Source organism: Hymenobacter taeanensis (assembly GCF_013137895.1).
Taxonomy (GTDB): domain Bacteria; phylum Bacteroidota; class Bacteroidia; order Cytophagales; family Hymenobacteraceae; genus Hymenobacter; species Hymenobacter taeanensis.
This window is the reverse complement of sequence record NZ_CP053538.1, coordinates 216,529-242,500: the sequence shown is the minus strand read 5'-3', so window position 1 is coordinate 242,500 and position 25,972 is coordinate 216,529. Positions and strand designations below refer to the sequence as shown.

Sequence of the window (25,972 nt, the reverse complement as noted above, 5' to 3'; positions counted from 1 at the left end):
GGTACTTAGATAAGTAGTAGTTATATATCGCTTAGTCTTATAAACCCGAAGAGGCCTTATGCATCATGCGATAGGCCTCTTTTGTGTTTACGAAGTTTATGCATGCTATCTTGAATTCTAGCAACTCTAACTCCATTATTAATGTCGGTATTAAAGACTAGCTAAATCTTGCCTGCGTTTAAGAGGCGAAGTTTGTGTCTATCTTCACGGTGTACTTCTTCTTTATACATGGCTTTAACATATCCTTGGTTTCTGCTAGGCCTATTTGCAATTGCTATTCCTATAGCTATTCATCTCTTTGAATTGCGCCGGCCACAGCGGGTGCTCTTTACTAATGTGGAATTCATTCGGGAAGTCAAGTTGGTTTCAGCTCGCCAGCGCAAGCTTAAGCACTTGCTTGTTTTAGCTAGTCGTATTGGATTGATAGCTTGTTTGGTTCTCTTATTTACCCAGCCTTTTATTCCTGCCCCAGACAAAAGCTTTAATAAAACTGGTACAGTAGGCGTACTAATCGATCAAAGCCCAAGTATGGCCCAACTAGGGCAAAACGGACAGCCTGTGTTCGAAAATGCCATCAAAGAGGCTGATGATTTGCCGCTGGCTTTCCCCGCTGCCACTCAATACAGCTTGTCAGAGAAAGCTAGGCCAACCACGGCTAGTGCTTACCAAACAGAGGTTCAGCAACTGCAGATTTCCGGCCAGGCTGGGGGGCTAAAGCTTGATGCCAACTCGCTAAGTACTACTTCTGCAGGACCACAATTCATTTTTTCAGATTTCCAGAAGAACAGTTTCTCCGCTCAGACCATAGCTTCGCTTGATACCAGCCGGCAAACATACTTGGTACCATTAGCTGGAGCCGAGGCTTCGAATGTATTTGTGGACAGTGTGTGGTTGGACGATGCCTTCATCCGAGCCAACGTAGACGCAGTATTGCGCATTCGGATACGGAATGGCGGGCAGAAAGCGGTACCCAATTGTCCAGTGAAGCTATTTGTGGGTGCGAAGCAAGCGGCAGCGTTACAACTTACGGTGCCTGTACAGGAGCCAGTGACTACTGCCGTAAGAATTCGCTTAGATGGCGAAGCTGCACAGCAGTGCCGGGTGGAGCTGGAGGATTCTCCAGTAGTCTTCGATAATGTCTTCTACTTTATGCTGAAGCCATCAACTCGGATCCGAGTTGTAGAGGTAGGAGCTAACGCGACGTTGAACGCGCTGTATGCAAACGAGCCACTGTTCTACTACCAGCATGTTGGAACTCAGTTAACAGATTATCGAGCCTTAGCTGACGCAAATCTGATACTGTTACGCGAAGCAGGTACCCTCCCTACTGGCCTATGCGAAAGCATACGCCGGGCAGTTCAGCAAGGCGCAAGTGTGGTTATTGTGCCATCGGCCCTACTAGCAGCACATACGGCATACACGAGCTTTTTCAGGGAGCTTGGAATAGGTGCCATACAGTGGGAAGAGCAGCCTGCGGGGAAAGCTCCGGCGCTACGAGATGTTGCTGAACCTAGCCGCCAGAACCCTTTTTTTAAAGATGTCTTTGTAGGCCAGTCGCGGGCTGCGGGAATGCCTAAGGCTGCACCGGTGCTGCGGTGGGCACGCTCGGGCAATGAGATACTGCGCCTACGCGATGGTGAAGGATTCCTAGCGTCTTTTCCAAGTGGCAAAGGGAATGTGTACTTGTTCTCTGCTCCCTTTAGCCAAGGTTATTCCGACTTTACGCAGAATGCGTTGTTTGTGCCCGTTATGTACCGGCTAGCCATGCAGAGCTACCAGCAAGAGCAGCAACTGGCCTACCGCTTAAATGAGCGAACCCTTGCAGTAAGCTTAGCAGAAAGTGTTTTTGGCCGAGACAAGCAGGAGCAGGTATTTCAGCTACGGCGGGATAGTGCCACTTACATCCCTACTCAGCGGGTACAGGGAGGTAGGTTGATTTTGGACGTACCTCCCGGACTGCAAAACCCTGGCTTTTACACCCTGGTAAAAGGTGATAGGCCAGTAAGCACATTGGCATTCAATATTGACAAGCAGGAATCAAACCTGGCTAGCTATACTGCCGATGAGCTGAAGCAACTCATCGGCACTACTCACCCAAATGTACACGTGTATGAAACAGGTGGGGGCCAGACAGTAGCAGCTCAGTACAAGGCTACCCGTGTCGGAATACCCTTGTGGCGTTACTGTCTGGTAGGCGCGCTGATTTGCTTGTTAGCTGAGGGGGCGTTGCTACGGTTTGGCGAGCGGCGGCGGGTAACGCCGTCTACTCAAGTGTCACAGGCGGCGTAGGTTGGGCAAAGTCCTTGTATCTTGCCGCATCACTAGTTTTTAGCGTTTGGAACCTGCTGCATCTTCCCCTAGTCCCGTACTACGAACAGCCGTTTTGTGCGGCGTAGTAACGGGTGCCCTTTGTCTTGGCTGGGTGTTGTTTCTCTACTTTACGGGCAATAACCCTTACGGACCCAAGCGAACCTTATCAGATTTCTTTCCGCCTATTGCGGCAATTGTCAGCCAAGTTTTACTACGACGCTACTTCTCCGACGGACCTGGCTTGGGTCGCTCGGTGGGGGTAGGGGTGGCCACTAGCTTGATTAGCGCAAGTGTTGCAGCGGCGGGGGTGTACTTATTTGCGAAGATGGCAGGGCCAGAACTTATTGCGCAGCACTTGGCAGAGGCCAAAAGAATTTTGAATGCAACGAAAGAGATGTACCTGAAGGAGGCCAATGGCCGACAGCAGTTTGAGGCAACTTTGCGCAACCTAGCGAACAACCCTCAGGGACTTGCACAGGATGAATTTGCCAAGAAGCTGCTTTTAGGATTTGTGTTAAGTATTCCTGGCGGCGTGTTTTTGCGGAAATAATATACCTTTCCGGTATATATCCATCCTCCAAAACATTATTCCATGGAAAACACTACTACCCCCGTGAGCCCTTCTTCTGCTGGTATTCGCTATGGCTTGATAACCGGCCTGGTTACTGTAATTGTAACGTTAGCCATTAACATGAGTGGCCTAGAGCAAAGCCCAGCAAAATGGCTTTCCTTTTTGGTTTTACTTGCGGGGATTTGGATGGCACATACTTACTTCAAGCAGCATAATAATGGGTTTATGAGCTATAGCCAGGGCTTAGGCATTGGTTCACTGCTTTCGGCAATAACTGGTTTGCTTAATGGTATTGTAAGCTACGTTTACATCAACTTTGTAGATACTGAGTTTTTGACGCGTTCAATGGAGCGTGCCCGTGCTGAAATGGAGGCACAAGGGAAACTGAATGACGAGCAAATAGATCAAGCCCTAGGTATGGCAGCAAAATTCACGAATGGTCCATTTATGCTTATTGGAGCCATTTTAGGGACATTGCTATTCGGCTTTATTTTTTCGCTGATCATCTCTGCCATCACTAAACACACCCGTCCCGAGTTTGAGTAAGCGTCTGTCGCACCATTTTCCCGTTGAGCTGTCGATTGTAATTCCGCTACTCAATGAGGCTGAGTCATTGCCTGAGCTAACGCGCTGGATTCACCGTGTGCTAGCGCAACATGGGTTGACTTACGAAGTACTATTGATTGATGATGGCTCCACGGATGACTCGTGGGAGGTAATTCAGGAACTTGCGCAAGAGAACACGCATTTGCGCGGCATTCGGTTTAACCGAAACTACGGGAAATCGGCGGCGCTGAATGTAGGGTTTAAGGAAACTACAGGCCGTGTGGTTTGCACCATGGATGCCGATTTGCAGGATTCGCCGGAGGAACTGCCGGAACTCTACCGCATGATTACGCAGGATGGCCTGGACTTAGTGAGTGGGTGGAAAAAGAAACGCTTCGACCCACTTACCAAAACTATTCCTACCAAGCTGTTTAATGGCGTCACGCGCTGGATATCGGGCATTAATCTCCACGATTTTAACTGCGGCTTAAAGGCTTACGATAGCCGCGTGGTGAAAAGCGTGGAAGTGTATGGTGAAATGCACCGCTACATTCCAGTTATTGCCAAATGGGCCGGTTTCCGCAAGATTGGGGAGAAGGTGGTGCAGCACCAGGAGCGTAAGTACGGCACCACCAAGTTTGGGCTGGAGCGCTTCGTGTACGGGTTCCTCGATTTGATGAGCATTACGTTCGTGAGCCGGTTTCGGCGGCGACCCATGCACTTCTTCGGGGCCTTGGGCACTATGTCTTTTTTGCTGGGTATGCTGATTACGCTGTGGCTGGTGGGGGAAAAGGTGTGGCTGGCGAACCGCAATTTGCATGCCCGCGACGTTACGGCGCAGCCATTGTTTTTCCTGGCGCTGGTAGCGGTGGTTATTGGGGTGCAGCTCTTCTTGGCGGGTTTCCTGGCCGAGATGGTGCAGCTGAACGGCTCCAACCGCAACGATTACCTGGTAAAGGAGAAGCTGAATTTAAGTTGAACGCACACATCCGTCCGGCGCTAACGCGCTAGGCCTGTGGAAAACGCAGGCCCAGATGAGAAGCAGAAAGCTGTTGATATGAAAGTCGTCATTATCGGACCCGCTTACCCTCTGCGAGGTGGCCTAGCAACTTATAATGAACGGCTGGCAAGAGCTTTCCGCGAGGCCGGTGACGAGGTGCGGCTGGTTACGTTTTCTCTGCAGTACCCTAACTTTCTGTTTCCGGGGCAAACGCAATTCAGCACCGAGCCTGGGCCAACGGATCTAGCTATTGAGGTGAGCCTGAACTCCGTGAATCCTTTAAGCTGGTACGCGGTAGGTAGTAAGCTGCGCAAACAGCGGCCTGATCTGGTGATTTTCCGGTTCTGGCTCCCCTTCATGGGGCCTGCTTTAGGAACCGTAGCGCGCCTGGTGCGCCAGAACCGCCATACCCGCGTGGTGGCCATCACAGACAACGTAATACCGCACGAGAAGCGGCCCGGCGACCGGCCGCTGACCAAGTATTTTCTATCGGCGTGTCATGGATTCGTGACGATGAGCCGGGCGGTGCTAGCCGACTTACGCCGCTTGCGCTTCAGGCAGCCAGCCCAATACAAGCCGCACCCGCTCTACGACAATTTTGGCCCTTTAAAGCCGAAAGCCGAAGCGTTGAAAGCGCTCGGCTTAGACCCCGGCTTTGGCTACTTGCTGTTTTTTGGTTTCATCAGAGCCTATAAAGGGTTGGATATTCTGCTAGAAGCTTTTGCCGATGAGCGCCTGGCCCAGCTGCCCGTGAAGCTGATTGTGGCAGGGGAGTATTATGAAGATGCCGCTCCCTATGAAGCCCTAATTGCCAAATACAACCTGGAGGGGCGGTTGGTGCGCGCCACTGACTTCATTCCGAATGAGAAAGTAGCCGACTACTTCTGTGCGGCCGATATTATTGTGCAGCCTTACAAAAATGCCACGCAGAGCGGCGTGTCGCAGATTGCTTACCACTTCGAGCGGCCTATGCTGGTAACCGATGTGGGTGGCCTAGCAGAGCTAATTCCGGATGGGGAAGTGGGCTACGTGGTTCCACCAAAGCCTAAAGCCATAGCCGATGCCCTGGTCGATTTCTATGAGCACCAACGTGAAGCCGAGTTTACAGCCGGCGTATGGGCCAAGAAGAAGGAGTTCTCCTGGGAAGAGATGGTGAAAGCGCTGAAGGAAGTAGCGGGGCAGTAGGGAGAGCCAAGAGTTGAGATTTCAGAACTTAGAAAGTACGCTGCTACGTGGGGCTACTCCCGGCGAGTTTGCGCACTAGCGTTAGATTATAGAAGCGCGAAAAATAAAAAGCCCCAGCTGTGCGCACAGCGGGGGCTTTTTCGTGAAATACATTCGTGGCTTACAGCGGTACGCTGGCCTGCACGGCGGCAAAGACTTTCTCTGCGGGCAGTTCTTCCATGCAGCTGATGCCGAGCTTGCAGGTACCGCGGTAGAAGCAGACGCACTGCCGGTCGGGCTGCACGAGCTGACCACGGCCATAGAGGTCAAATTCGTAAGGATTGAAGATGTTGTTCATCAGGATAGTGGGCTTGCGCAGAGCAATGCTGATGTGCATGGCCATCGTAACCTGCGTCACGATGGCATCCATCTGGTACATCAGGTTGATGAACTGCTCCAGGGGGAACGTGCCCAGGTAAGCCGCGCCGGTGGCAGCATGCAGCCGCTGGTTGCGCTCATCCTCGGCTAAACCACCCAGCAGCACCGGCGTGTACCCCGCCTGCTGCAGCTCACCGATCAGAGTAACCCACTTCTCATCCGACCACAGGCGGGTGGTCCATCGGTCGCCGCAGCCGGTGTTCAGGCCAATGCGTAGGCCAGTAGTGGGCAACCCCGACCAGTCGTAGCCTTTGTCCTGGTGCGTGTCGAAGACGTATTCTTCGCCCGTAAACTCAAAGCCGCACAGCTCAAAAATTTCCTGCACGTAGGGTTTCTGGTTTTGCAGACTGAGCTCATTAAATACTCCGGTCAGGAACTTATGGTCAGCCAGAGCATTGCTGGGCCAGGCCACGCCGTATTCTGGGTGCAGGCGGTACCCAAACTTCTGGTGGGCCCTGATGGAATCATGGAGAGCGCAGGCTTCCTTGTCCTTATCAAGGTTGAAAAGAAGATCAAACTCGCGCTGCTGCAGGTGCAGCACGGCGGGCAAGTCAAGCTTTAATACTTCATCAATTTCCCCAGCCGGTAGGATGGCCGGCGTGAGGGTGAGCCAGGTGATTTTGGCCGCCGGAAACTCCTGCCGGAGCCGGCGCAGCAGCGGCGTGGTCCGAATAACGTCGCCGATGGCTCCAAGCTTGATGATCAGGATGCGCTGCTCAATAGGAGCATAGACCGGGCAGTTGGCGCACTGGTAGCCGTGCTCCTTGTTGGGGCGGCAGGGAATATCGCCACGGAAATGGCGGCAATCGGGATGAACTGTGATGCCGTTAAGTTCGGGCATGAGAGAAATGCTGAGCTGAAAAAGGAGCTAGGACTATAGCGCAAGCTGTCATCGGCAGCGCGTATGTTGAACACACGCAAGCTGCCGATGACAAAGGTAGGCTACATGCCTACGTAGCTGGTAGGCGTAATAGCCCGCAGCTCACCTTTTACGTCTTCGCTTACCTCCAGCGTGTCAATAAACTCGCTGATAGTGGCCTGGGTTACAGGGCCATGAGTGCGGGTAAGTGTCTTGAGCGCGTTGTAGGGGTCGGGGTAATTTTCGCGGCGCAAAATGGTCTGGATGGCTTCCGCTACTACCGGCCAGTTGGCTTCCAGATCGCGGTGGAGCGCTTCTTCGTCGAGGGCCAACTTATCTAGGCCGCGCTGCAACGAAGTGAGGGCAATGAGCGTGTGGCCTAGCGGCACGCCCAGATTGCGGAGCACCGTGGAATCGGTAAGGTCGCGCTGGAGGCGCGAGATGGGCAGCTTGGCAGCCAGGTGCTCCAGCACGGCGTTGGCCATGCCCAGGTTTCCCTCCGCATTCTCAAAGTCGATGGGGTTGACTTTATGCGGCATGGCCGACGAGCCCACTTCGCCGGCCTTGATGGTCTGGCGGAAGTAGCCCATGGCAATGTACTGCCACACGTCGCGGGCCAGGTCAATCAGGATGGTGTTGAGCCGTTTCAGGCCGTCGCATAGGGCGGCCAGGTGGTCGTAGTGCTCAATTTGGGTGGTGGGGTGGCTGCGCTTGAGCCCCAGGCGGCCTTCCACGAACTGCTGCGCAAACTGGTGCCAGTTGGTGCCGGGGTAGGCCACGTGGTGGGCATTGAAGTTGCCGGTAGCCCCACCAAACTTAGCGCCGAAGGGTACCTGGGCCAGCAGCTCCACCTGGGCATCGAGGCGGGCTACAAATACCTCTACCTCCTTGCCCAAACGGGTAGGAGAGGCCGGCTGGCCATGGGTGCGGGCCAGCATGGGCACGGCGGCCCAGTCGTTGGCGCGGGTAGCCAACTGGTTACGCACACCAGCATAAGCGGGCAGCAGCGTATGAATAAGCGCGTGCTGCAGGCTTAGCGGAATAGCGGTGTTGTTGATGTCCTGGGAGGTGAGGCCGAAATGGATAAACTCCAGGTACTGGCCTAGGCCCAGCGCCGTGAATTTGTCGCGCAGAAAGTATTCTACGGCTTTCACATCGTGGTTGGTAACTCGCTCATGGGCTTTTACAGCCTCGGCATCAGCCATTGAAAACTCAGTATAGAGGCTGCGCAGGGCCGGAAATACCTCCGTCTCGACGGCGGTTAGTTGAGGCAAGGGTAGTTCGCAGAGCGAAATGAAGTACTCTACCTCCACCAAAACGCGGTAGCGAATAAGCGCCAGCTCCGAGAAATACGGAGCCAAGGGTGTAGTTTGGCGGCGGTAGCGGCCATCCAGGGGCGATACTGCGGTGAGCGGAGAAAGAACGGCGTATTCGGCAGCTGAAGACATGCGAAGAAGGAAGTTGGACCAGAGCAGGCCAAAGGTAGCGAAAGGTCAGGCGTAGGCCCAGAACCGGCGCGGGGCTTTTTCGTTACCTTTGTATTCCAAGTGGTGGCGGGTTCGGCACGAATCTGGTACGAGCCGGCCGCAACTTCCTTTCCTCCCTGACTGTTCGCGTGACTCCAGCAACTAAACGTAAAATCGGCATTGGCCTCGGCATACTTGTGGTGCTGCTCGCCATTGGCCTCGGTGTATTTCTGCTTAAGCGCCAGCAACTGCTCAACTATGCCTTGCAGCAGGTTAAAGCTAAGGTAGAGCGCAAATTTCCGGTGCTGCTAACGCTGGGTCCGGCCCGTTTCACCGACCTGAACACCGTGCAGCTGGATGGGGTGAACCTGGTGCCCGCCGCTTTGCCCAACGATACGCTGCTGCAGGCCCAGACGGTAAGGGCCTCGCTGAGCGTGCGAAGCTTGTTTGCGGGTAGGCCCGTATTTAGCAATCTGGAAATTGATAATGCTCGCCTGACAGCACACAAAACCGCCACCACCGACAATTACTCCTTCCTCTATAAAAAGCGGAAAGGGCAGCCCGTAGTGCCGCGTGATACAACTAAAGGCACCAACTACGGCTTGCTAGCGAATCAGGTGCTGGAAGCCGCATTTGACAACGTACCCGTTGAGGCTGATTTCCGCAACTTCCTGGTGACCTACCGCAGCCCCCGCCACCACGCCACGCTTACTATGCCCCAACTCGCCATTCAGGACGGCGACATTACGGGCCAGCTCACGGCAGTAGTTGACTCCATAGTGAACCATGTGGGTGTGCAGGGCCGCATTGATGCCAGCGACTACCAGATTGATGCCCGCATCTTTGCCCTTAACAAACGCCCGGTGGTGCTGCCGTATGTACAGCGGAGATACGGGGCCCGGGTGCAGTTTGACACCATTCGGGTGAGCCTGACGGAAAAAAGTCTGAAGGATGATGAGCTGACGGTAAAAGGTACAGCCTCCGCTACCAATTTTATAGTGAATCACCCTAAGCTATCGGATAGCGACGTGCGGTTCCCACGCGGTGGAATTGATTTTGTGACGCGGCTAGGCCAGGCCTCATTCGCGCTAGACAAGGGCACACGGGTACTGCTGAACAAGATGGAGTTCTTCCCGGTGCTTTCTGTGCGCCGGTTGCCAGTGCCGCAGCGCGTAATTGGCAAGAATGTCAATGGCCTCACCAACCGCAACCAGCTGATGGCAGGCCTACAAGTGAAGCTGAACGTAGAATCGGCGGAAACGGCGGCTAATGATTTTTTTGCTTCTCTGCCCGAGGGCATGTTTGAAACCCTGGAAGGCACGCAGGCAGAAGGTACGCTTAAGTACCAGCTCATGGCCGATCTGGACATGAATCACCTGGATAGCCTGAAGTTTAACTCAGGCCTGCAGGCGACCAGGTTTCGCATAACGCGTTTTGGGCGGGAAAATCTGAATAAGCTTAATGAGCAGTTCCCCTACACCGCTTATAACGATAAAGGCGATTCCGTAAAGACTTTCCTGGTTGGCCCTTCTAACCCCGAGTTTACGCCCTATAACCAAGTCTCGGATTATCTGAAGGCCGCTATTATGACGGCCGAAGACCCCCGGTTCATGACCCACCGAGGCTTCATGGAGAAGGCCTTTGTGAAGTCAGCTATCCAGAATATTAAGGAGCGGCGCTTTGCTCGTGGGGGCAGCACCATCTCTATGCAGCTGGTGAAAAACGTGTTCCTGACCCGCAAAAAGACCATTGTGCGGAAGGTGGAGGAGGCCCTCATTGTCTGGATCATTGAGAACACCCGCCTTGCTTCTAAAGAGCGGATGCTGGAGGTGTACCTGAATATTATTGAGTGGGGCCCAAAGATTTACGGAGTACACGAGGCGGCGCAGTTTTACTTTGATAAGCAGCCCGCCAACCTGAATCTGTCGGAAAGCCTGTATTTGGCCAGCATTATTCCGAGGCCTAAGTATTTCCGTAACAACTTCAACCAGTACGGAGACATGCGTAGTAGTGCCCGCTACTTCCACCGCTTAATTGCCCAAATTATGGCGCGTAAAGGCTATATTTCTCAGGGCGAGTACGAGGGGCTTGACACGTACGTGAACTTCCGGGGAAGAGGCCTACGGGCCATGGGCTTTGTAGCACGCCCAGATACCGCCCGGGCCACGGTTGCCGCCGACTCGTCGCAGTATGAGCCGCTCAACCTGATTGATTTGCTGGGAGGGCAACCGGCCTCTGATGCCGGTATTAATCAGGAAGCACCCGCCGCACCACCTACCCGGCCAGCTCCTTAACTTAGCTTGAAAGCCAAAGCGCCCGTTGCAACCTGCAACGGGCGCTTTGGCTTTCAAGCGGGACGTTGTTACTCCTGCTGTCGTGCCGCGGTAGTAGAAGCAGGCTTGGTTTCCTTTTTGGGCATAAGCAAAGACAGGATAACAGACATAGTGAGAATAAGCCCTACTATCCCAGAGATATACTCATGGGAATGTGATAAATCTCCTGAAACAGCAGCTTACCTCCAATAAAAATCAGAATCAGCGAAAGACCATAGTGCAGGTAGTGGAAGAGGCGCATTAAGCCTTCCAGAGCGAAGTACAAAGCACGGAGGCCTAATAGGGCAAATACGTTGCTGGTGTACACAATAAACGTATCGCGCGAAACGGCTAGAATAGCTGGTATAGAGTCGGCGGCAAATACCACGTCGGTGGTTTCCACCATCACCAGCACCACAAATAGGGGAGTAGCAAAGCGGAGCCCATCTTTGCGCACAAAGAAGCGGCCTTCGTGCAGCCGGCTTGTGATGGGCAGGTGCCGGCTCAGGAACTTAACCACCGGGTTATTATCGGGGTCTATTTCGGGCTCGCCGGCGCTGGTGGCCATCTTTACGCCCGTATACACCAGAAAGGCGCCCAGAACATACAGCAGAAACTGGAATTTGGCCAGTAGTGCCGCGCCAATCAGGATAAAGGCTGCACGTAGAATGAGTGCCCCAATTATGCCCCAGAAAAGAATCTTGTGCTGGTACTGCTGCGGAACCTTGAAGTAGGTGAAAATCAGCAGGAACACGAACAGGTTGTCAACGCTCAGGGACTTCTCAATGAGGTATCCCGTGAGAAACTCCATGGCCGCCTGCTTGCCTAGCCAGCGGTAAATAAGGTAGTTAAAGGAGAGCGACAACGCTATCCAGAACGCGCTCCACCCCAGGGCCTCGCGCATACGTACTACGTGTGCCTTCCGGTTGAAGACCAGTAAATCAAGCAGAAGCAACGCCAAAACAAAGGCGTTGAACGCAAGCCAGAACAGCGGTGAGTTATCCATGTGCAGGCGTAAGGTACGTGCTGGGCGCTACTTTTAAGCGCCGCCGTTCCTTACTACTGCTTACCGGGTTTCAGGAGCAGGGGTTGCGGACACTACCTCCGGAGCAGAAGCGGGAGCCAGCGGAGCCTCATTGCGGTTGAAAGGCCGAAACCAGCTGCTGATCTTCATGCGGATGACGCCTAAAAAAGCTTCCTGCACAATGCCCTTGCTCATTTTGGAGGTGCCCCGGGTGCGGTCGGTGAAGATGATTGGTACCTCCTTGATGCGGAAACCAAACTTGTAGGCCAGCCATTTCATCTCGATCTGGAAGGCATAGCCCACAAAATGAATGCGGCTAAGCGGAATAGTGCGCAGCACACGGGCTGTGTAGCACTTAAAGCCCGCCGTAGCATCCATGATGGGCATGCCTGTAATAAAGCGCACATAGGCCGAGGCAAACCACGACATCAGGACCCGGTTCATGGGCCAGTTAACCACGTTTACGCCCTGAATGTAACGCGAGCCAATGGCCAGATCATAGCCCTGGTAGGCGCAGGCATCATAGAGCCGCACCAAATCATCGGGGTTATGGGAGAAGTCGGCGTCCATCTCAAACACATACTCGTAGCCATGTGCCAGGGCCCAGTGAAAGCCATGAATATACGCGGTGCCTAAGCCCAGTTTACCTTTGCGCTCCTCCAGAAACAGGCGCCCCTCAAACTCAGGCATCAGACTACGCACGATGCTGGCAGTTCCATCCGGCGAGCCATCGTCGATAATGAGGATATCAAACGCTTTGGGCAACGAGAAAACCTTACGGATAATCAGCTCCGCATTTTCGCGCTCGTTGTAAGTAGGGATGAGGACAAGCCCGTCATTCATTAGTCAAAGGTAAGTGGCTTGGCCGACTTGGCAGTAGGCGGGTGGGAGGGGAAGATCAGAAGGCGAAAGACGTAGCTTCAGGTGTGTGCTGACCTAAAAGCTATTACGAAAAACGGGAGCCACCACAGTTGTCAGATAGACGCCTGATAGTGGCGACCAATTGCATGTGGGAAAATATTATTTCCCGCTGATATAACCGCATTGCATTGGCTTTCTGTTCATCTAGGCCAGTAAAAATGCCTCTTATTAATGAGGCTGCGGCAACTATCTTTAGCTCAGCGGTGGAAAAAGCTTCAACGCCAGAGCTTTGGCGTGGCGTACGCAGTCGGGAACCCCTACACCGGCCCGCCAGTTGGCCGTGGCGTGCAGCCCTAAAGGGGCCAGAGCATCCATGGCTGCGTGCGCCGGCACTATGCGCGCATCGAACTGCGGAATTGCCCGCTCCCAGAAGTAGCGGTATTGCCATACAGGCGCTTCCGTGATACCATAAAACCGACTCAGCTCTTCATGGACGGCCGCTTTTTGGGTTGCCTCCGGCTCGCGGGCCTGTGTCTCGTACTGGCTACCGCCCACAAAGGTGGTAAACAGCACCTGGCCAGCGGGTGCACGGTTAGGGAAGATAGAGCTCGTCCAGACGCTGCCGGCGGCGTAGGGCTGCTCTGCTTTGGGATGGAGGGCTCCAAAGCCATTTAGCGGGTGCTGCACGGCGGCGCGGTGATAGGCAGAGTAGATGGCCGTCATAGGCGGGTAGTACACCTGGCCTAGGGCCTCCGCGGCATCTGGCAGCTCGGGGCGCAGCAGCTCTGCTGCCGCGTAGGCGGGGAGGGCCAGTACTACGTGGTCGTAGAGGCGGGGAGCGGGCCCCGCAGTGGTTTCCAGCTCCCAGCGGCCATCATCGGAGTGACGGTGTAGCGCGGTAACGGCTTGGCCGAAGTGGGCGCGGCCCAGCCGACTGGCTAGCTTATCGGTGAGAGTTTGGAGGCCATTCCTGAGGGTGAAAATACGCCCGCGGCCTGCCCCGCTCTTTTTTTGCATGAGCCCCCGGATTACTGACCCGTGTTGCTGCTCTAGCGCCGCTAGCTGCGGGAAAGTTTTATGGAGCAACAGTTTCTCTGGGTCGCCGGCATAAATACCCGAGATAAATGGATTAAGCGCGTATTCTACTACCTCTGAGCCAAAGCGGCGCCGAAAAAAGCTCGCCAGCGTTTCTGTGGGGTCAGATGGGGGGACCGGGCGCCGTAATTCCTGCACAAAGTTCCATTTAGCTTTTAAGCTGAAAAAGCCATTGGTGAGTAGCTTGGGAGGCGAAGTAGGCAGCTGCCGGTATTGTCCATTGCGCAGCACATACCGGTTTTGGCTTACGGCTGCTGCCTCCTGAATTTGGTCGGAGAGGCCTAGCGCCTGCAGGAGCTCCTCCAGCTCAGGGCTAAGCTGCAGAGAGTTAGGGCCGGTTTCAAGCAAGTAGTGGCCTTGGTGCTCCGTGCGCACGGTACCACCTGGCCTGGGAGCTGCTTCAAATAAGTCGTAGTAGGCGCCGGCTTTTTGCAGGTGCCAGGCCAAGGTGAGGCCCGAAATGCCCCCGCCGATGATGGCTATGGTCATGGGTACAGGAATTGCGAAAACTGCTGACCACAAAGGTAAGGCAGGCAGCGCTAGTGGCAGGGAGGCGCAGGCCAGTTAAGAGGAGAATACCTGAATGCCCTGCTGCGTTTGTCGGTTGGTAAAGCGGCTGGCGTTGTAGCTTTGGGCCAATGACTACTACAACTGTGCCCACCGCCCTCCGCAATAAAGCCGTATTCCTGGACCGCGACGGCGTACTGAACGAAGAAATTGGGACGTATGTGTGGGAGCCAGACAAGTTTATGGTGCTGCCCGGCGTGCCCGAAAGCCTGGCGCGTTTAAAGCAGGCAGGCTATTATCTTATTGTGGTAACTAACCAAGCAGGTATTGCCAAAGGCCTGTATACGGCGGCAGCAGTGCAGGCTTGCCACGAAAAGCTGCAGCGCGCCTGCGGTGGCCTGCTTGATGCCTTGTACTTCGCGCCCTCGCACCCCAGCGTATCAGAATCACTATCGAGAAAACCGGGCTCACTGATGCTGGAAAAGGCTATAGCGCGCTTTAACCTAGCCCCTGCGCAATGCTGGATGGTAGGTGACCGGTGCCGGGATATGGAAGCCGGCGCCCGGGCAGGTGTGCGCGGGATACTCGTAGGCCACTCCGAAACGGAAGAATACCAGCCACGAGTGGCAGACCTGCCCGCCGCTACTGCACTCATTCTCAGTGCGGGTTCGAATAGGGTTGAAGATTAAATACAGCAACGCCCGCCCTCATCTCCAACGAGATAAAGGCGGGCGTTATAGCTGATTGCTGACGTGAACTACTGACGTTCTGAGCCCGCAGCGTTGCTGGCCATTGCGGTGGTAGCCGTTTGCGTGGCAGGCTTAGTGCTTGAGTAAGCGGGGCACTTCGTGCGGCATGAACCAAGCGTTACACCACCTACGACTGCGAGTAGAAGCAGTTTTTTCATGTTTAAATGCAATTGATAATAGGTCCCTACAGGTCCAATCCTCTTGAAAAGAATGGGTTCGGAATGGAAACGCTCATTCGGTGCAATTAATTGTATGAAAGCTGAGTTTCTTCAAGGAATCAAAAAAGCCTCTCCTGCAGCAGCAGGAGAGGCTAAGTGCACTGTGAAATGTGCAAAACTATTGGCGCGGCGTAGTAGCAGACTCGGTGCTGGCCGTAATAGGGAAGGAGAGGCGCGAGGCATCTTTCGTGCTGGAGTAAGCAGGGCACTGCGACTTTCTGTTGCAAGCCCCGAGGCTAAGAGTGGCCAGGCAAGCCAGGAGTAGAACTTTCTTCATGTGATTGTAAATAGTAGAGACGACCAGTTTCAGAGGAGTAAAGGTAGAAGAACGACGGGGCGCGTCCAAGTTGGTTTTTTACTGTTTTATGTGAAGGTGGCCTAGCGCATGCAAAAGCCCCGTATGCAACGCTATAACGGCAGCATACGAGGCCTTGCAAGTAGCAAAATTCTTAGGCGCTATACCCCAGAATACGCATCATAGAGTCGCTGGTTTGCTCTTCGGCAAACACCCGGTCGGTGAGGTTGCCATTCTCATCACGGTCGAGGATTACCATTTTCGGGGCCGGAATCAGGCAGTGCTTGATCCCGCCGTAGCCAGAGAGGCTTTCCTGATAGGCGCCGGTGTGGAAGAAGCCCACATACAGGGGTTTATCATCCTTGGCGGGCTTGCGCTCCGGCAAGAACACCTGATAGATGTGCTTCTCGGCGTTGTAGTAATCCTGCGAGTCGCAGGTGAGGCCACCCAGCTGAATTTTTTTGTACTGTTTGTTCCAGCCATTCAGCGCCAGCATAATAAAGCGCTGGTTCAGGGCCCAGGTATCGGGCAGGTTCGTGATGAAGGAGCCATCAATCATGTACCACAGCTCCTTATCGTTCTGCAGCTTCTCATCCAGAATAGAGTAGATGGTAGCCCCCGACTCACCCACCGTGAAAATGCCAAACTCGGTGAAGATATCTGGCTCCGGTACGCCTTCTTCCTGGCAGATGCGCTGAATGGTGCGCAGCACCTCCTCCACCATGTACTGGTAGTCGTACTCCTTCTGAATAGACGTCTGGATGGGTAGGCCACCCCCGATGTCGATGGTCTTTAGCGTGGGGCACACCTTGCGTAGGGCGCAGTATTGGTGCACAAAACGGCTCAACTCCGACCAGTAGTAGGACGTGTCCTTGATACCCGTGTTGATGAAGTAGTGCAGCATCGTGAGCTCGAAGCGCGGGTCGTCCTTGATCTTCTGCTCATAGAGCGGAATGGCGTCGGCGTAGCGGATGCCCAGGCGCGAGGTGTAGAACTGGAAGCGCGGCTCCTCATCAGAGGCCAGGCGCATCCCCACGTTGCACTTCTCCCGCACGTTGTCGTGGTAGTACTCTACCTCGTTGGGCGAGTCCAGAATGGGCATGCAATTCACGAAGCCATCGTTAATGAGGCGCGTAATTTCGTATTTGTATTCTTCCGGCTTAAAGCCGTTACAAATAATGAACGTGTCCTTGCTCACCTTGCCTTTGGCATGCATGGCCCGGATGATACTCATATCAAACCACGAGGAGGTTTCGATGTGCACATTGTTCTTTAGGGCTTCTTCCACTACAAAGCTGAAGTGAGACGCCTTGGTGCAGTAGGCATAGGAGTATTTGCCCTGGTAGCCGATTTTCTCGATGCCCACCCGGAACCACTCCTTGGCCCGCTGAATCTGGCTGCTGATCTTGGGCAGATAGGTGAGGCGGAGGGGAGTACCGTGTTTCTCCACCAGCGCCATCAGGTCGATGTCGTGGAAGCGGAGCTCGTTCTGCTCCACCTGAAACTCCTGGGTAGGAAAATCAAAGGTTTGGGAAATCAGGTCGTGATAAGTATCCATTCAGGGGGGAGTTGTCAGAGGCACGGATGAAGATAGTACGCAGTAAATCAGTTTACTGGCCTACGCTGTTCAACATGTGCCACGGAAAGAGGGTGAGATAACTGGACTGTGTGCGGCCTTTTTGCGAACTTAGGACCCGCAAAGATACCCCCTCGCGGGGGTTTTGGTTGTGCTTTGTTCGTTGGTTGCGCCGGAAGGTCCGGGCGCGTCAAGCCTGAATGGCCCTAGGCCACTCAATCGGCAAGCATTAAAACCACCCTAACCTCTTTTCTGCCAATGTAATATGCGACGCATTAAGCTAGTGGAAGTCCGCTCCGAACTGGGGGCCGGAACCCGTGGTGCCAGTTTGGGCGTAGATGCCCTCAAAGTGGCTTGCCTCAACAAAGGGTCTGATTACTTCCGACGGTTCAACTCAGTGCATGTGCCTGATTTGAACCACGTGCTCTTCGAGAAAAACCATTTTCCGAAGGCCAAGCACATTGATTCTATTTACACGGTGCAGAAAGGCATTGCCAGCGCCGTAGAGCAAACATTACGCTTCGGGGAGTTTCCCCTGGTACTGGCCGGCGACCATAGCAACGCCTCCGCAACTATTGCGGGCATTAAGGCCACGTACCCACAAAAAACGCTGGGCGTGGTGTGGGTAGATGCCCACGCCGATATCCACTCGCCGTATACCACGCCCTCAGGCAACATGCACGGCATGCCCATTGCCATATCGCTGGGCGATGATAACCTGCAGTGCCAGCGCAATTACGTGGAGCCCGAAACTGAGTTCTTCTGGCGCAAGCTGAAAAACCTGGGCGAGCCCGGCCCCAAAGTTACCGGTGAGCATCTGGTGTATGTGGTGGTGCGCGACACGGAGCACGAGGAGGACGAAATTATTGAGCGCCTGGGCATCAAGAACTACAAGCTTGATGAAGTAAAGGCGAAAGGCACCCGCCAAGTGGCCCGCGAAATCTATGAGCGGCTACGCTTCTGCGACATGGTGTACATCTCCTTCGATGTAGATTCCCTGGACTCGCGCTTCAGCAAAGGCACCGGCACGCCCGTAGTTGATGGGCTGAACGTGGAGGAAGCCATCAGCCTATGCCGCGCCCTCTTGGATAATGACCGCGTAGTGTGCTTCGAGATGGTGGAAATTAACCCCACGCTCGACCAGGAAAACACTATGGCCACCAACGCCTTCGACATTCTGGAAGCCGCCACCGACGCCATCCAAAACCGGCTGCGGATGGAGGAAGTGGTAAGCCGCTAACGCACTTTACGTTGTCATTCCGACCGCAGGGAGGAATCTGGGTCAAGCCGTTAGAAGGATAACCCAGATTCCTCCCTGCGGTCGGAATGACAGCTAAGTCCTGGCCTAGCGGCTCCGCTGGTGATAAGGAAATCCAAACAGCCAGGAAGTAAGCAGAGGCACGGCAAAAACGGCTACCGTTAGCACCGTCAGGCCTACGTCAGCGGCCTCACTGCTCAGAAATTCGGTGAAGGGATGATTGGGCAGGTAGTGCTCAAATAAGGAGAGCAGCAGCTTGATGCCCAGCAGGCCAATTACTATAAAAGCGGCAGTTTCCAGGAACGGGTACTTGGCCATGAGCAGCACAAACCCTTGCGCTACTAACCGCATGGCCAGAATACCGATGAATACGCCGGCGCAAATCAAAATCAGGTTATCGGTGAAGGCCACCACGGCAAACACGTTGTCGATGGAGAAAGCGAGGTCCATGAGCTCAATGAGGGCCACCGTGGCCCAGAAGGGGCCCAACAGGCCTAAGGTGCTGCGATAAAGCCAGCTTTGCTGTTTATCAAGAGCGTCTTCATCAGAGCTTTTCTGCTTGTTAGCGAAATGGTCGTAGGCCAGATAGAGCAGATAGAACCCGCCCAGAGGCTTTAAAAACCAGAACTGAATTAGGAAGGAGGCAAACAGAATACACAGCCCCCGAAACACGTAGGCGCCAATGATGCCGTAGCGCAGGGCCTTGTGGCGCTGCTCCTTGGGCAGGTCAGAAACCATAGTAGCCAGCACGGCCGCGTTATCCACGGAGAGCAGGCTTTCAATTATAACTAGGTTGCCCACAATGGCTAAGGCAGCCAGCGGGTTGTCGAGAATTTCCTGAAGATGAATGTTCATGCGTGAGGCGCAAGGTACTTATTGCCGTGAAAACGGCGAGCGGTGAAGGAGGAGAGCAGCAAAGATTACCTCGTAAGTAAGCGAGTAGGCAGATGCATTCGTGCTAGTACGGATAGGTCCAGACAAAGGCTTACCGGCACTAGCTAACTTTTTCGAAAGGCATCCGGCCGGGGTTTCTACCTTTGTGGCAGCGGAAGCCCGGTGCGGTATCCGCAGCAACTCCCTATGAAGCCGACTCTTTGGACCCGAAATCAACGACGACTCTAGCGTAAGCTAGGCTAGGCCAGTCGCCACTAAACCCGAAGCTCTGGGTTAAGTAACCGCTAGGCCTGTCCGTGGTTTACGCTTCCTCCTTGGTTTGGTATCCAAATTTTCCTCTTCCTGAAGCCGGCTATTCGGCTTCTTACTAAGCGTATCGCTTTCGTATCCGTGCAACAACTCCAACAAACCCTCAAAGCGGCCCTCGGTGCCGCCATCAAACATGTATTCGACGTGGAAGTGGCTTCGCCCCAGCTGGCGCTCCAGCCCACGCGCAAAGAATTTGCGGGCCAGTTTACGCTCGTAACATTCTCCTTCACGAAAGCCATCGGTAAAGGGCCCGAGCAAATCGGGCAGGGCATTGGCGACTGGCTGGTGGCCAACGAGCCGCTGGTGTCGGGCTACAACGTGGTGAAGGGCTTCCTGAACCTGGAAATTGCCGACGCGGCCTGGCTGGAAGTATTCGAGCAGCTGCGTCAGCAGCCCGCTGGCACGCCCGTAGAAACGGGTGGCCCCCAGAATGTGGTGGTGGAGTATTCTTCACCCAACACCAACAAGCCCCTGCACCTAGGCCACCTGCGCAACAACTTCCTTGGCTACTCGGTGGCCGAGATTTTGAAAGCTACCGGCGCCACCGTTACCAAGGCCAACCTCGTCAATGACCGGGGCATCCACATCTGTAAGTCGATGCTGGCCTACCAGCAGTACGGCCACGGCGAAACTCCGCAGAGCGCCGGCATCAAGGGCGACCACCTAGCCGGCAAGTACTACGTGCTGTTTGAGAAGCACTACCGCGAGCAGGTAAAACAGCTGGAAGCCGAAGGCGTACTGCCCGACGTAGCCAAGCGCCAGGCCCCCATGATGCTGGAAGCCCAAGACATGCTGCGCGCCTGGGAAGCCGGCGACGAAGACGTAGTAGGCCTCTGGAAGCAGATGAACGGCTGGGTGTACGAGGGCTTCGATGAAACCTATAAGAACATCGGCGTCGATTTCGACAAGTACTACTATGAGTCGGGTACGTATTTGCTGGGCAAGGAGCGGGTAGAGGAAGGCCTGCAGAAGGGCGTGTTCTTCAAGAAAGAAGACGGCTCGGTGTGGGTTGACCTGAAGGAGGAAGGCCTCGATGAGAAGCTGCTGCTCCGCGCCGATGGCACCTCGGTGTACATCACCCAAGACCTGGGCACGGCTGAGCTAAAGTTTCAAGACTTCCACTACGACCTCTCGGTGTACGTAATTGCCGACGAGCAGAACTACCACATGCAGGTGCTGAAGGCGGTGCTTAAAAAGCTGGGCAAACCCTATGCCGACGCCATTTATCACCTCAGCTACGGCATGGTAGACCTGCCTTCGGGCAAGATGAAGTCGCGGGAAGGCACCGTAGTAGACGCCGACGAGCTGGTGCGCGAAGTGGTGGAAGCTGCCAAAGCTGCCACCCTAAAGAAAGGCAAAACGGAAGGCCTCTCGGAGCAGGAAGCCGAACAGCTCTACCACATGCTAGGCCTAGGCGCGCTGAAATACTACCTGCTGAAAGTTGACCCCAAGAAGCGCATGCTCTTCAACCCCGAAGAGTCGGTGAGCCTGGAAGGCCACACGGGTCCCTTCATCCAGTACTCGCACGCCCGTATCTCCAGCATCCTGCGCAAGGCCGCCGAGCAGGGCGTTGCCGCTGGTGCCAGCCTGACTGGCTTAGGTGAGATTCATGCCACTGAGCGGGAGATGATTCAGGAGCTGGGCCGTTACGCCGCTGTGGTAGCCGAGGCTGCCACTACGCAGTCGCCGGCCGTGGTAGCGCAGTACGCCTACGACATTGCCCGGGCTTACAACCGCTTCTACACCGAGGTGCCCATCATTATTGAGCCTGATGCAGCCAAGAAGGCATTCCGGGTGGCGCTATCGGCCCAAACAGCGCAGACTATTAAGGCCAGCATGGGCCTGCTCGGCATTCAGGTGCCTGAGCGCATGTAATTTGCTAGAGCTGGTTGCTCTGGTAGGTTTAGTATTCAGCAGCAACGCCAGCGTGTGGCGTTGCTGCTGTTTTTCTTTTGTCTTCAACTCACTTACCCTATGAAAAGCGTAGCAGTGTATTGCGGTTCCAGTGCCGGAAACAATGAAGTGTATGCCCAACAAGCCCAGGAAATGGGGCGGGTGCTAGCCGAACGGGGCATGACGCTGGTGTACGGCGGGGGCCGTGTGGGCCTCATGGGTGCCGTAGCCGACAGCGTGCTAGCCCACGGTGGTAAGGTCATCGGGGTAATTCCTGACTTTCTGGTGGCTAAGGAAGTAGAACATCGGGGCGTGACGGAGCTGCACATTGTAAAAAGCATGCATGAGCGCAAGCTGCTCATGGCCGACCTGGCCGAAGGCTTTGTGGCCATGCCCGGCGGTTTCGGTACGCTAGAAGAGCTGTTTGAGGTACTGACCTGGGGCCAGCTAGGCCTGCACAAAAAGCCTATTGGCGTACTCGGCGTGGCTGGCTTCTACGACCACCTGCTCCGTGCCCTCGATCATATGGTTGATGAAGGCCTGTTACGCCGCGAAAACCGCCAGCAGCTCCTGAGCAACCCAGACCCCACCGGCCTGATTGAGGAAATGCTGGCCTACCAGCCTATAGCGCTTGAAAAGTGGCTGACGCCTCGCACCACGTAGGCCACTGAACTACCTGGCACGTCATCCTGAGCTTGCAAAGGATCTTATTGCTTCAGCACGAGGCGCTAGGCCAGTTGTTTAGCCGTGAGTCGATCCTTCGCAAGCTCAGGATGACGTGCCAGATGGAGCCTTTGAACTGTTTATTTACGCAGTCTGCGGTTCGGCTATGCCCAATAAGGTAGGCTAGAATCCGACCTCGAACATTGCGTAGGCTCTCTGGTTTGTCACTGACAACTCCCTTCAACCTCGTCTCATGAAAGCCTTTGTGCTCATAGGTGCGCTGCTGGCCAGCGGCTTATCGTTCTACCACCAAAACTCTGCCCCTGCCATGACTGAAACCACTGCTCCCGCCACCGGTACCGTCTACGACTTTACCGTGAAATCTATTGATGGCAAAGATGTGAAGCTGAGCCAATACAAGGGCAAAAAGCTGCTCATCGTGAATACGGCCTCGGAATGCGGCTATACCCCGCAGTATAAGGAGCTGGAGGAGCTGTACAAAAAGCATGGGGATAGGGTAACGGTGCTGGGCTTCCCGGCCAATAACTTTGGCGAGCAAGAGCCCGGCACGGAAGCGCAGATTGCCACTTTCTGCGAGAAGAACTACGGCGTGACTTTCCCGCTGTTCAGCAAAGTATCGGTGAAAGGCGACGACACAGTCCCGCTCTACAAGTTCCTGTCTGACAAGTCGAAGAACGGAGCAGTCAGTGACGCGCCGACCTGGAATTTCTGCAAGTACTTAGTGGATGAGCAAGGCCATGTGGTAGCTTTCTACCCCTCCAAGGTTAAGCCCATGAGCGACGAGCTGGTGCAGGCCATTCTGAAATAGAAGACGCATAAATGCTGGCAACAGCCTGTGCTTTCCGTAATGCCTATGGCGCGGAAAGCACGGGCTGTTTTTTTCGTAGTAGGCGAAGCACCAGGTTTCTCTACCTTCGCCCCAACAGACCACTATCCGCATGATTCGCACCGTTATTTTTGATATGGATGGCGTCATCGTTGACACCGAGCCCGTGCACCGTTACGCCTATTTCCGGCACTTCGATGAACTCAGGATTCAGGTGCCAGATGAGGAGTACACCACATTCACGGGCCGCTCCACCAAAAACGTGTACCAGTATCTGAAAGACAAGTATGGCCTAGCACCTTCGGTGGAGGACCTGGTGATGAGCAAGCGGGAGTTTTTCAACCGCGCCTTCGACGAAAAGCCCGATCTGGATTTGCTTGATGGCGTGCGAGCCTTACTTGAAGACCTGCATCAGCATGAGGTACAACTCATCCTGGCGTCGTCGGCCTCTAAGGCTACCATTGACCGGGTGATGCGGCGGTTTGGCATTGGTCCCTATTTTACGGACCTCATCAGCGGCGAGGATTTCCCGCGTTCCAAGCCCGATCCGGCCATTTTCGAGTTTGCCGCGTCCCGCTCGAAAGCACCTAAAACGGAATGCGTAGTCATCGAAGACTCGGCCAACGGCGTTACGGCAGCCAAAGCAGCCGGCCTCTATTGCATTGGCTACGACAGTGAACATTCGCCCATGCAGGACCTGAGCCACGCCGATCTGGTGATACGCCACTTTTCAGAACTCTCCGCCGAACGAATCATGGCCTTCGGCCCCGCTTTCCGGTAGTCAATATACCGTAAGGTTGCTGCGCTCGGCAAAGTTGCTCATCACATGGCGCCAGACTGGCCTAGAAGTAAGATCCTATTTGGCGACGCTGTTCTAGACCCAAGAGTAGCCTCTGGCAAGATGCTTCGGCAAGCTCAGCATGACGCTCTTTCTGCAGTTCAAGCTTGCCATCCGTCTGATTTAGCATACCTGTTATTTATTACTCCAATGGCTTCTTCCGCTGCCACCCCCGCTGCCCCTATTAGTCCTGCCAAAGCCTGGCTTTCAGCTTTCCGACCCCGCACGCTGCCGCTGGCCCTGGCCAGCATTATGGCCGGTGGCTTTCTGGCCGCCAGCAACGGGCAGTTTCGGGGGGCGGTGGTAGGGCTAGCGGCCCTTACTACCATTCTGCTGCAGATTCTGAGTAACCTCGCCAACGACTACGGCGACTCCCAGAACGGCGCCGACAGTGTGCACCGCGAAGGGCCCCAGCGTGCCGTGCAGAGCGGTGCCATCTCGCCCCAGCAGATGAAGAAAGGCATGGGCGTATTTGGGTTGTTGTCGCTCGTGAGTGGCCTAGCGTTGCTCTGGGTAGCGCTGGGCACCGCCGGCGCCTGGATTTTTGTGGCGTTCTTCGTGCTAGGCCTGTCGGCCATTTGGGCGGCGGTAAACTACACCGCTGGCTCCAAGCCCTACGGCTACGCCGGCCTCGGCGACTTGTCGGTGTTTATCTTCTTCGGGATAGTGGGCGTGTGCGGTACTTACTTCCTACAGGCCTACAGCCAAGTGCCCAACTGGACGGAAGCCCTGCCGTTGCCAGTATTGCTGCCCGCCGCCGCGCTGGGCTGCTTTGCCACGGCCGTACTCAACGTGAACAACATCCGCGACATCCGCTCCGATGAGCTGGCGGGCAAAATCACGATTCCGGTGCGCTTAGGGCCCGTGCGTGCCCGCCGCTACCACTGGCTGCTGCTGCTGCTGGGTTTCGGTTGCGCCGTGGTGTATGTGGCCCTCACGTTTCACTCGCCCTGGCAGTGGCTGTTTGTGCTGGCGGCCCCGCTGCTATTCCGCAACGCCCTCTCCGTGTGGCAGCGCCAGGATTCAATGCAGCTGGACCCGCTACTGAAGCAAATGGCTCTAACCACGCTGGTGTTTACGCTGCTATTCGGGCTAGGCCAGGTGCTATGAAAAGGCTATAAGACCTCAGCAGGCAAAGAAATCTTGTTATTTTAATCGCTCAATCACCCCTCAAACAAAATGGCTAATCCAGCCTGTTTGAGGGGTGATTTTTTATAATGCATCTATGTTGCATTAAATATGCAGTTATGCTACTTTTGTAAATGAAACGAAGTTGCATTTTATTAAATAGCTATGAATAAGCTTGATGTGATAATAGTAGGGGGGAGCTACGCTGGGCTAAGCGCGGCCATGCTCTTGGGACGCTCGATGCGCCAAGTCCTGGTCATAGATAATCAACGGCCATGCAATCGGCAAACGCCGCACTCGCATAGTTACCTGACACGTGATGGCGAGACTCCAGCGGCTGTTGCCTCTATAGCACGGGAGCAGGTGGCGCAATACCCTACCGTTTCCTTCCTCACGGACACGGTAATCAGTGCCGAACCTTACGAAGAAGAGTTTCAGGTGCAAACTCAGTCTGGCAAGACATTCTCTTCTCGGAAGCTCTTATTGGCTACCGGTGTGATTGATGAATTGGCGCCTATTCCGGGTGTGGCAGAGTGCTGGGGCATCTCGGTGCTGCACTGCCCATTTTGCCACGGCTATGAGGTGCGGGGGCAGCGCCTAGGCCTGTTAGCTAATGGAGGAAATGCGGCTGATCTAGTGACACTAATCCGTAACTGGAGTGAACGGCTCATAATATTCACGAATGGTCCGGCTGATTTCACTCCCGAGCAACTGGCCATCATCGCGCAACATCAGGTGCCGGTAGTCGAAACGCCTATTGCTGCGTTGGAGCATACGGCCGGTTACGTAACCGCAGTGCACACTGCCGATAAACAGCAGCACCCGTTGGAGGCCATCTTTGCCCGTTTTCCTACTCGTTTAGCCAGCAGCTTGCCTGAGCAGCTCGGTTGCAAGCTGACGGAAACCGGTCATATCGCCGTGTCAGAATTTGGCGATACGAGTGTTCCGGGCCTGTATGCTGCGGGAGATGCTACCACGCCCATGCGGCAAGTGGCCGTAGCGGTAGCCAATGGTGCCAAGGCCGGTGCAGCAATAGTTAAAGAACTAATAGTTCAAGGACTATACGCCGACCTCCAGGAAGTGGAGCCGGTTAATAACTGATAGTAAGAGAGCAAGTAGGAAACAAGCAAAAGAGAGCGTCATGCTTGATC

The 25,972-nt window shown here is 54.7% G+C and carries 22 protein-coding genes and 1 pseudogene; 15 read left to right on the top strand and 8 right to left on the bottom strand.

Features of this window, described 5'->3' with window-relative positions; genetic code table 11:
* Positions 1-228: 228 nt before the first annotated feature.
* The 6 genes and pseudogenes from HMJ29_RS20650 to HMJ29_RS01030 form a co-directional block, all read left to right on the top strand.
* A pseudogene (locus HMJ29_RS20650) lies at positions 229-405 on the top strand (BatA domain-containing protein); the annotation flags it as partial.
* A 1,164-nt stretch (positions 406-1,569) separates the two neighbouring features.
* Positions 1,570-2,289 (top strand): hypothetical protein, encoded by a 720-nt coding sequence (locus HMJ29_RS20395; protein WP_244678956.1) that lies wholly within the window; start codon positions 1,570-1,572, stop codon positions 2,287-2,289.
* Positions 2,290-2,335: 46 nt separating this feature from the next.
* The gene (locus tag HMJ29_RS01045) at positions 2,336-2,860 is read left to right on the top strand and encodes a DUF4199 domain-containing protein (RefSeq protein ID WP_171589746.1); all 525 of its coding nucleotides are present in this window, start codon (positions 2,336-2,338) and stop codon (positions 2,858-2,860) included.
* Positions 2,861-2,902: 42 nt separating this feature from the next.
* On the top strand, positions 2,903-3,427 hold the full coding sequence (locus tag HMJ29_RS01040; protein WP_171589745.1) for a DUF4199 domain-containing protein: 525 nt from the start codon (positions 2,903-2,905) through the stop codon (positions 3,425-3,427).
* Positions 3,420-4,406 carry a glycosyltransferase family 2 protein gene (locus HMJ29_RS01035; protein WP_171589744.1) on the top strand — a complete coding sequence of 329 codons (987 nt, stop codon included), beginning with the start codon at positions 3,420-3,422 and terminating at the stop codon, positions 4,404-4,406. Before HMJ29_RS01040 ends, HMJ29_RS01035 begins: the two co-directional genes overlap by 8 nt.
* Before the next feature lie 78 nt (positions 4,407-4,484).
* Complete coding sequence (locus HMJ29_RS01030) at positions 4,485-5,612, top strand: glycosyltransferase (protein WP_171589743.1); 1,128 nt, start codon at positions 4,485-4,487, stop codon at positions 5,610-5,612.
* A gap of 160 nt (positions 5,613-5,772) precedes the next feature.
* Here the strand turns inward: HMJ29_RS01030 and HMJ29_RS01025 are convergent, their stop codons facing one another.
* Together HMJ29_RS01025 and purB are read right to left on the bottom strand one after the other, a co-directional pair.
* Positions 5,773-6,870 carry a glycosyltransferase family 9 protein gene (locus HMJ29_RS01025; RefSeq protein WP_171589742.1) on the bottom strand — a complete coding sequence of 366 codons (1,098 nt, stop codon included), beginning with the start codon at positions 6,868-6,870 and terminating at the stop codon, positions 5,773-5,775.
* A gap of 101 nt (positions 6,871-6,971) precedes the next feature.
* Positions 6,972-8,336, bottom strand: a complete 1,365-nt coding sequence (gene purB / locus HMJ29_RS01020; RefSeq protein WP_171589741.1) for an adenylosuccinate lyase — start codon at positions 8,334-8,336, stop codon at positions 6,972-6,974.
* A gap of 167 nt (positions 8,337-8,503) precedes the next feature.
* On the opposite strand from purB, the gene HMJ29_RS01015 reads away from it, so the two are divergent.
* Positions 8,504-10,648 carry a biosynthetic peptidoglycan transglycosylase gene (locus HMJ29_RS01015; protein ID WP_171589740.1) on the top strand — a complete coding sequence of 715 codons (2,145 nt, stop codon included), beginning with the start codon at positions 8,504-8,506 and terminating at the stop codon, positions 10,646-10,648.
* A 166-nt stretch (positions 10,649-10,814) separates the two neighbouring features.
* On the opposite strand, the gene HMJ29_RS01010 is transcribed toward HMJ29_RS01015, so the two are convergent.
* The 3 genes from HMJ29_RS01010 to hemG all read right to left on the bottom strand — a co-directional run bounded on the left by HMJ29_RS01010 (position 10,815) and on the right by hemG (position 14,135).
* Entirely contained in the window at positions 10,815-11,672 is an 858-nt protein-coding gene (locus HMJ29_RS01010; RefSeq protein ID WP_171589739.1) for a TerC family protein, read from the bottom strand.
* A gap of 60 nt (positions 11,673-11,732) precedes the next feature.
* Entirely contained in the window at positions 11,733-12,533 is an 801-nt protein-coding gene (locus tag HMJ29_RS01005) for a polyprenol monophosphomannose synthase (RefSeq protein WP_171589738.1), read from the bottom strand.
* A 270-nt stretch (positions 12,534-12,803) separates the two neighbouring features.
* Complete coding sequence (hemG, locus tag HMJ29_RS01000) at positions 12,804-14,135, bottom strand: protoporphyrinogen oxidase (RefSeq protein ID WP_171589737.1); 1,332 nt, start codon at positions 14,133-14,135, stop codon at positions 12,804-12,806.
* Positions 14,136-14,284: 149 nt separating this feature from the next.
* Between hemG and HMJ29_RS00995 the strand changes: the two genes are divergently transcribed.
* Positions 14,285-14,842, top strand: coding sequence for a D-glycero-alpha-D-manno-heptose-1,7-bisphosphate 7-phosphatase (locus HMJ29_RS00995; RefSeq protein ID WP_171589736.1), 558 nt, complete (start codon positions 14,285-14,287; stop codon positions 14,840-14,842).
* A 396-nt stretch (positions 14,843-15,238) separates the two neighbouring features.
* Here HMJ29_RS00995 and HMJ29_RS00990 read toward each other — a convergent pair whose 3' ends face one another.
* Complete coding sequence (locus HMJ29_RS00990; protein ID WP_171589544.1) at positions 15,239-15,397, bottom strand: hypothetical protein; 159 nt, start codon at positions 15,395-15,397, stop codon at positions 15,239-15,241.
* A 172-nt stretch (positions 15,398-15,569) separates the two neighbouring features.
* Positions 15,570-16,973, bottom strand: a complete 1,404-nt coding sequence (locus HMJ29_RS00985; RefSeq protein ID WP_171589735.1) for a type III PLP-dependent enzyme domain-containing protein — start codon at positions 16,971-16,973, stop codon at positions 15,570-15,572.
* 283 nt (positions 16,974-17,256) lie between these two features.
* On the opposite strand from HMJ29_RS00985, the gene HMJ29_RS00980 reads away from it, so the two are divergent.
* Positions 17,257-18,231: an arginase gene (locus HMJ29_RS00980; RefSeq protein WP_171589734.1), complete on the top strand. Its 975-nt coding sequence runs from the start codon at positions 17,257-17,259 to the stop codon at positions 18,229-18,231.
* 105 nt (positions 18,232-18,336) lie between these two features.
* Here the strand turns inward: HMJ29_RS00980 and HMJ29_RS00975 are convergent, their stop codons facing one another.
* The gene (locus HMJ29_RS00975) at positions 18,337-19,104 is read right to left on the bottom strand and encodes a TerC family protein (protein ID WP_171589733.1); all 768 of its coding nucleotides are present in this window, start codon (positions 19,102-19,104) and stop codon (positions 18,337-18,339) included.
* Positions 19,105-19,533: 429 nt separating this feature from the next.
* Between HMJ29_RS00975 and argS the strand changes: the two genes are divergently transcribed.
* From argS to HMJ29_RS00945, 6 genes are all read left to right on the top strand, one after another.
* Positions 19,534-21,327, top strand: coding sequence for an arginine--tRNA ligase (gene argS, locus HMJ29_RS00970; RefSeq protein ID WP_171589732.1), 1,794 nt, complete (start codon positions 19,534-19,536; stop codon positions 21,325-21,327).
* Between the two features lie 99 nt (positions 21,328-21,426).
* Positions 21,427-22,008, top strand: coding sequence for an LOG family protein (locus HMJ29_RS00965; RefSeq protein ID WP_171589731.1), 582 nt, complete (start codon positions 21,427-21,429; stop codon positions 22,006-22,008).
* A 253-nt stretch (positions 22,009-22,261) separates the two neighbouring features.
* Positions 22,262-22,837: a glutathione peroxidase gene (locus HMJ29_RS00960; protein ID WP_171589730.1), complete on the top strand. Its 576-nt coding sequence runs from the start codon at positions 22,262-22,264 to the stop codon at positions 22,835-22,837.
* 130 nt (positions 22,838-22,967) lie between these two features.
* On the top strand, positions 22,968-23,636 hold the full coding sequence (locus tag HMJ29_RS00955; RefSeq protein ID WP_171589729.1) for an HAD family hydrolase: 669 nt from the start codon (positions 22,968-22,970) through the stop codon (positions 23,634-23,636).
* A gap of 207 nt (positions 23,637-23,843) precedes the next feature.
* Positions 23,844-24,803 (top strand): 1,4-dihydroxy-2-naphthoate polyprenyltransferase, encoded by a 960-nt coding sequence (locus tag HMJ29_RS00950; RefSeq protein ID WP_171589728.1) that lies wholly within the window; start codon positions 23,844-23,846, stop codon positions 24,801-24,803.
* Positions 24,804-24,986: 183 nt separating this feature from the next.
* Positions 24,987-25,922 carry an NAD(P)/FAD-dependent oxidoreductase gene (locus HMJ29_RS00945; protein WP_171589727.1) on the top strand — a complete coding sequence of 312 codons (936 nt, stop codon included), beginning with the start codon at positions 24,987-24,989 and terminating at the stop codon, positions 25,920-25,922.
* The last annotated feature ends 50 nt before the right edge of the window (positions 25,923-25,972 follow it).

What these genes read in the sequence shown, in the direction of transcription:
- HMJ29_RS20395 (WP_244678956.1), top strand. Translation starts at nt 1,570, where the DNA reads ATGCCTAAGGCTGCACCGGTGCTGCGGTGGGCACGCTCGGGCAATGAG.
- HMJ29_RS01040 (WP_171589745.1), top strand. Translation starts at nt 2,903, where the DNA reads ATGGAAAACACTACTACCCCCGTGAGCCCTTCTTCTGCTGGTATTCGC.
- HMJ29_RS01030 (WP_171589743.1), top strand. Translation starts at nt 4,485, where the DNA reads ATGAAAGTCGTCATTATCGGACCCGCTTACCCTCTGCGAGGTGGCCTA.
- HMJ29_RS01025 (WP_171589742.1), bottom strand. Translation starts at nt 6,870, where the DNA reads ATGCCCGAACTTAACGGCATCACAGTTCATCCCGATTGCCGCCATTTC.
- purB (WP_171589741.1), bottom strand. Translation starts at nt 8,336, where the DNA reads ATGTCTTCAGCTGCCGAATACGCCGTTCTTTCTCCGCTCACCGCAGTA.
- HMJ29_RS01010 (WP_171589739.1), bottom strand. Translation starts at nt 11,672, where the DNA reads ATGGATAACTCACCGCTGTTCTGGCTTGCGTTCAACGCCTTTGTTTTG.
- HMJ29_RS01005 (WP_171589738.1), bottom strand. Translation starts at nt 12,533, where the DNA reads ATGAATGACGGGCTTGTCCTCATCCCTACTTACAACGAGCGCGAAAAT.
- hemG (WP_171589737.1), bottom strand. Translation starts at nt 14,135, where the DNA reads ATGACCATAGCCATCATCGGCGGGGGCATTTCGGGCCTCACCTTGGCC.
- HMJ29_RS00995 (WP_171589736.1), top strand. Translation starts at nt 14,285, where the DNA reads ATGACTACTACAACTGTGCCCACCGCCCTCCGCAATAAAGCCGTATTC.
- HMJ29_RS00990 (WP_171589544.1), bottom strand. Translation starts at nt 15,397, where the DNA reads ATGAAGAAAGTTCTACTCCTGGCTTGCCTGGCCACTCTTAGCCTCGGG.
- HMJ29_RS00985 (WP_171589735.1), bottom strand. Translation starts at nt 16,973, where the DNA reads ATGGATACTTATCACGACCTGATTTCCCAAACCTTTGATTTTCCTACC.
- HMJ29_RS00980 (WP_171589734.1), top strand. Translation starts at nt 17,257, where the DNA reads ATGCGACGCATTAAGCTAGTGGAAGTCCGCTCCGAACTGGGGGCCGGA.
- HMJ29_RS00975 (WP_171589733.1), bottom strand. Translation starts at nt 19,104, where the DNA reads ATGAACATTCATCTTCAGGAAATTCTCGACAACCCGCTGGCTGCCTTA.
- HMJ29_RS00965 (WP_171589731.1), top strand. Translation starts at nt 21,427, where the DNA reads ATGAAAAGCGTAGCAGTGTATTGCGGTTCCAGTGCCGGAAACAATGAA.
- HMJ29_RS00960 (WP_171589730.1), top strand. Translation starts at nt 22,262, where the DNA reads ATGAAAGCCTTTGTGCTCATAGGTGCGCTGCTGGCCAGCGGCTTATCG.
- HMJ29_RS00955 (WP_171589729.1), top strand. Translation starts at nt 22,968, where the DNA reads ATGATTCGCACCGTTATTTTTGATATGGATGGCGTCATCGTTGACACC.
- HMJ29_RS00950 (WP_171589728.1), top strand. Translation starts at nt 23,844, where the DNA reads ATGGCTTCTTCCGCTGCCACCCCCGCTGCCCCTATTAGTCCTGCCAAA.
- HMJ29_RS00945 (WP_171589727.1), top strand. Translation starts at nt 24,987, where the DNA reads ATGAATAAGCTTGATGTGATAATAGTAGGGGGGAGCTACGCTGGGCTA.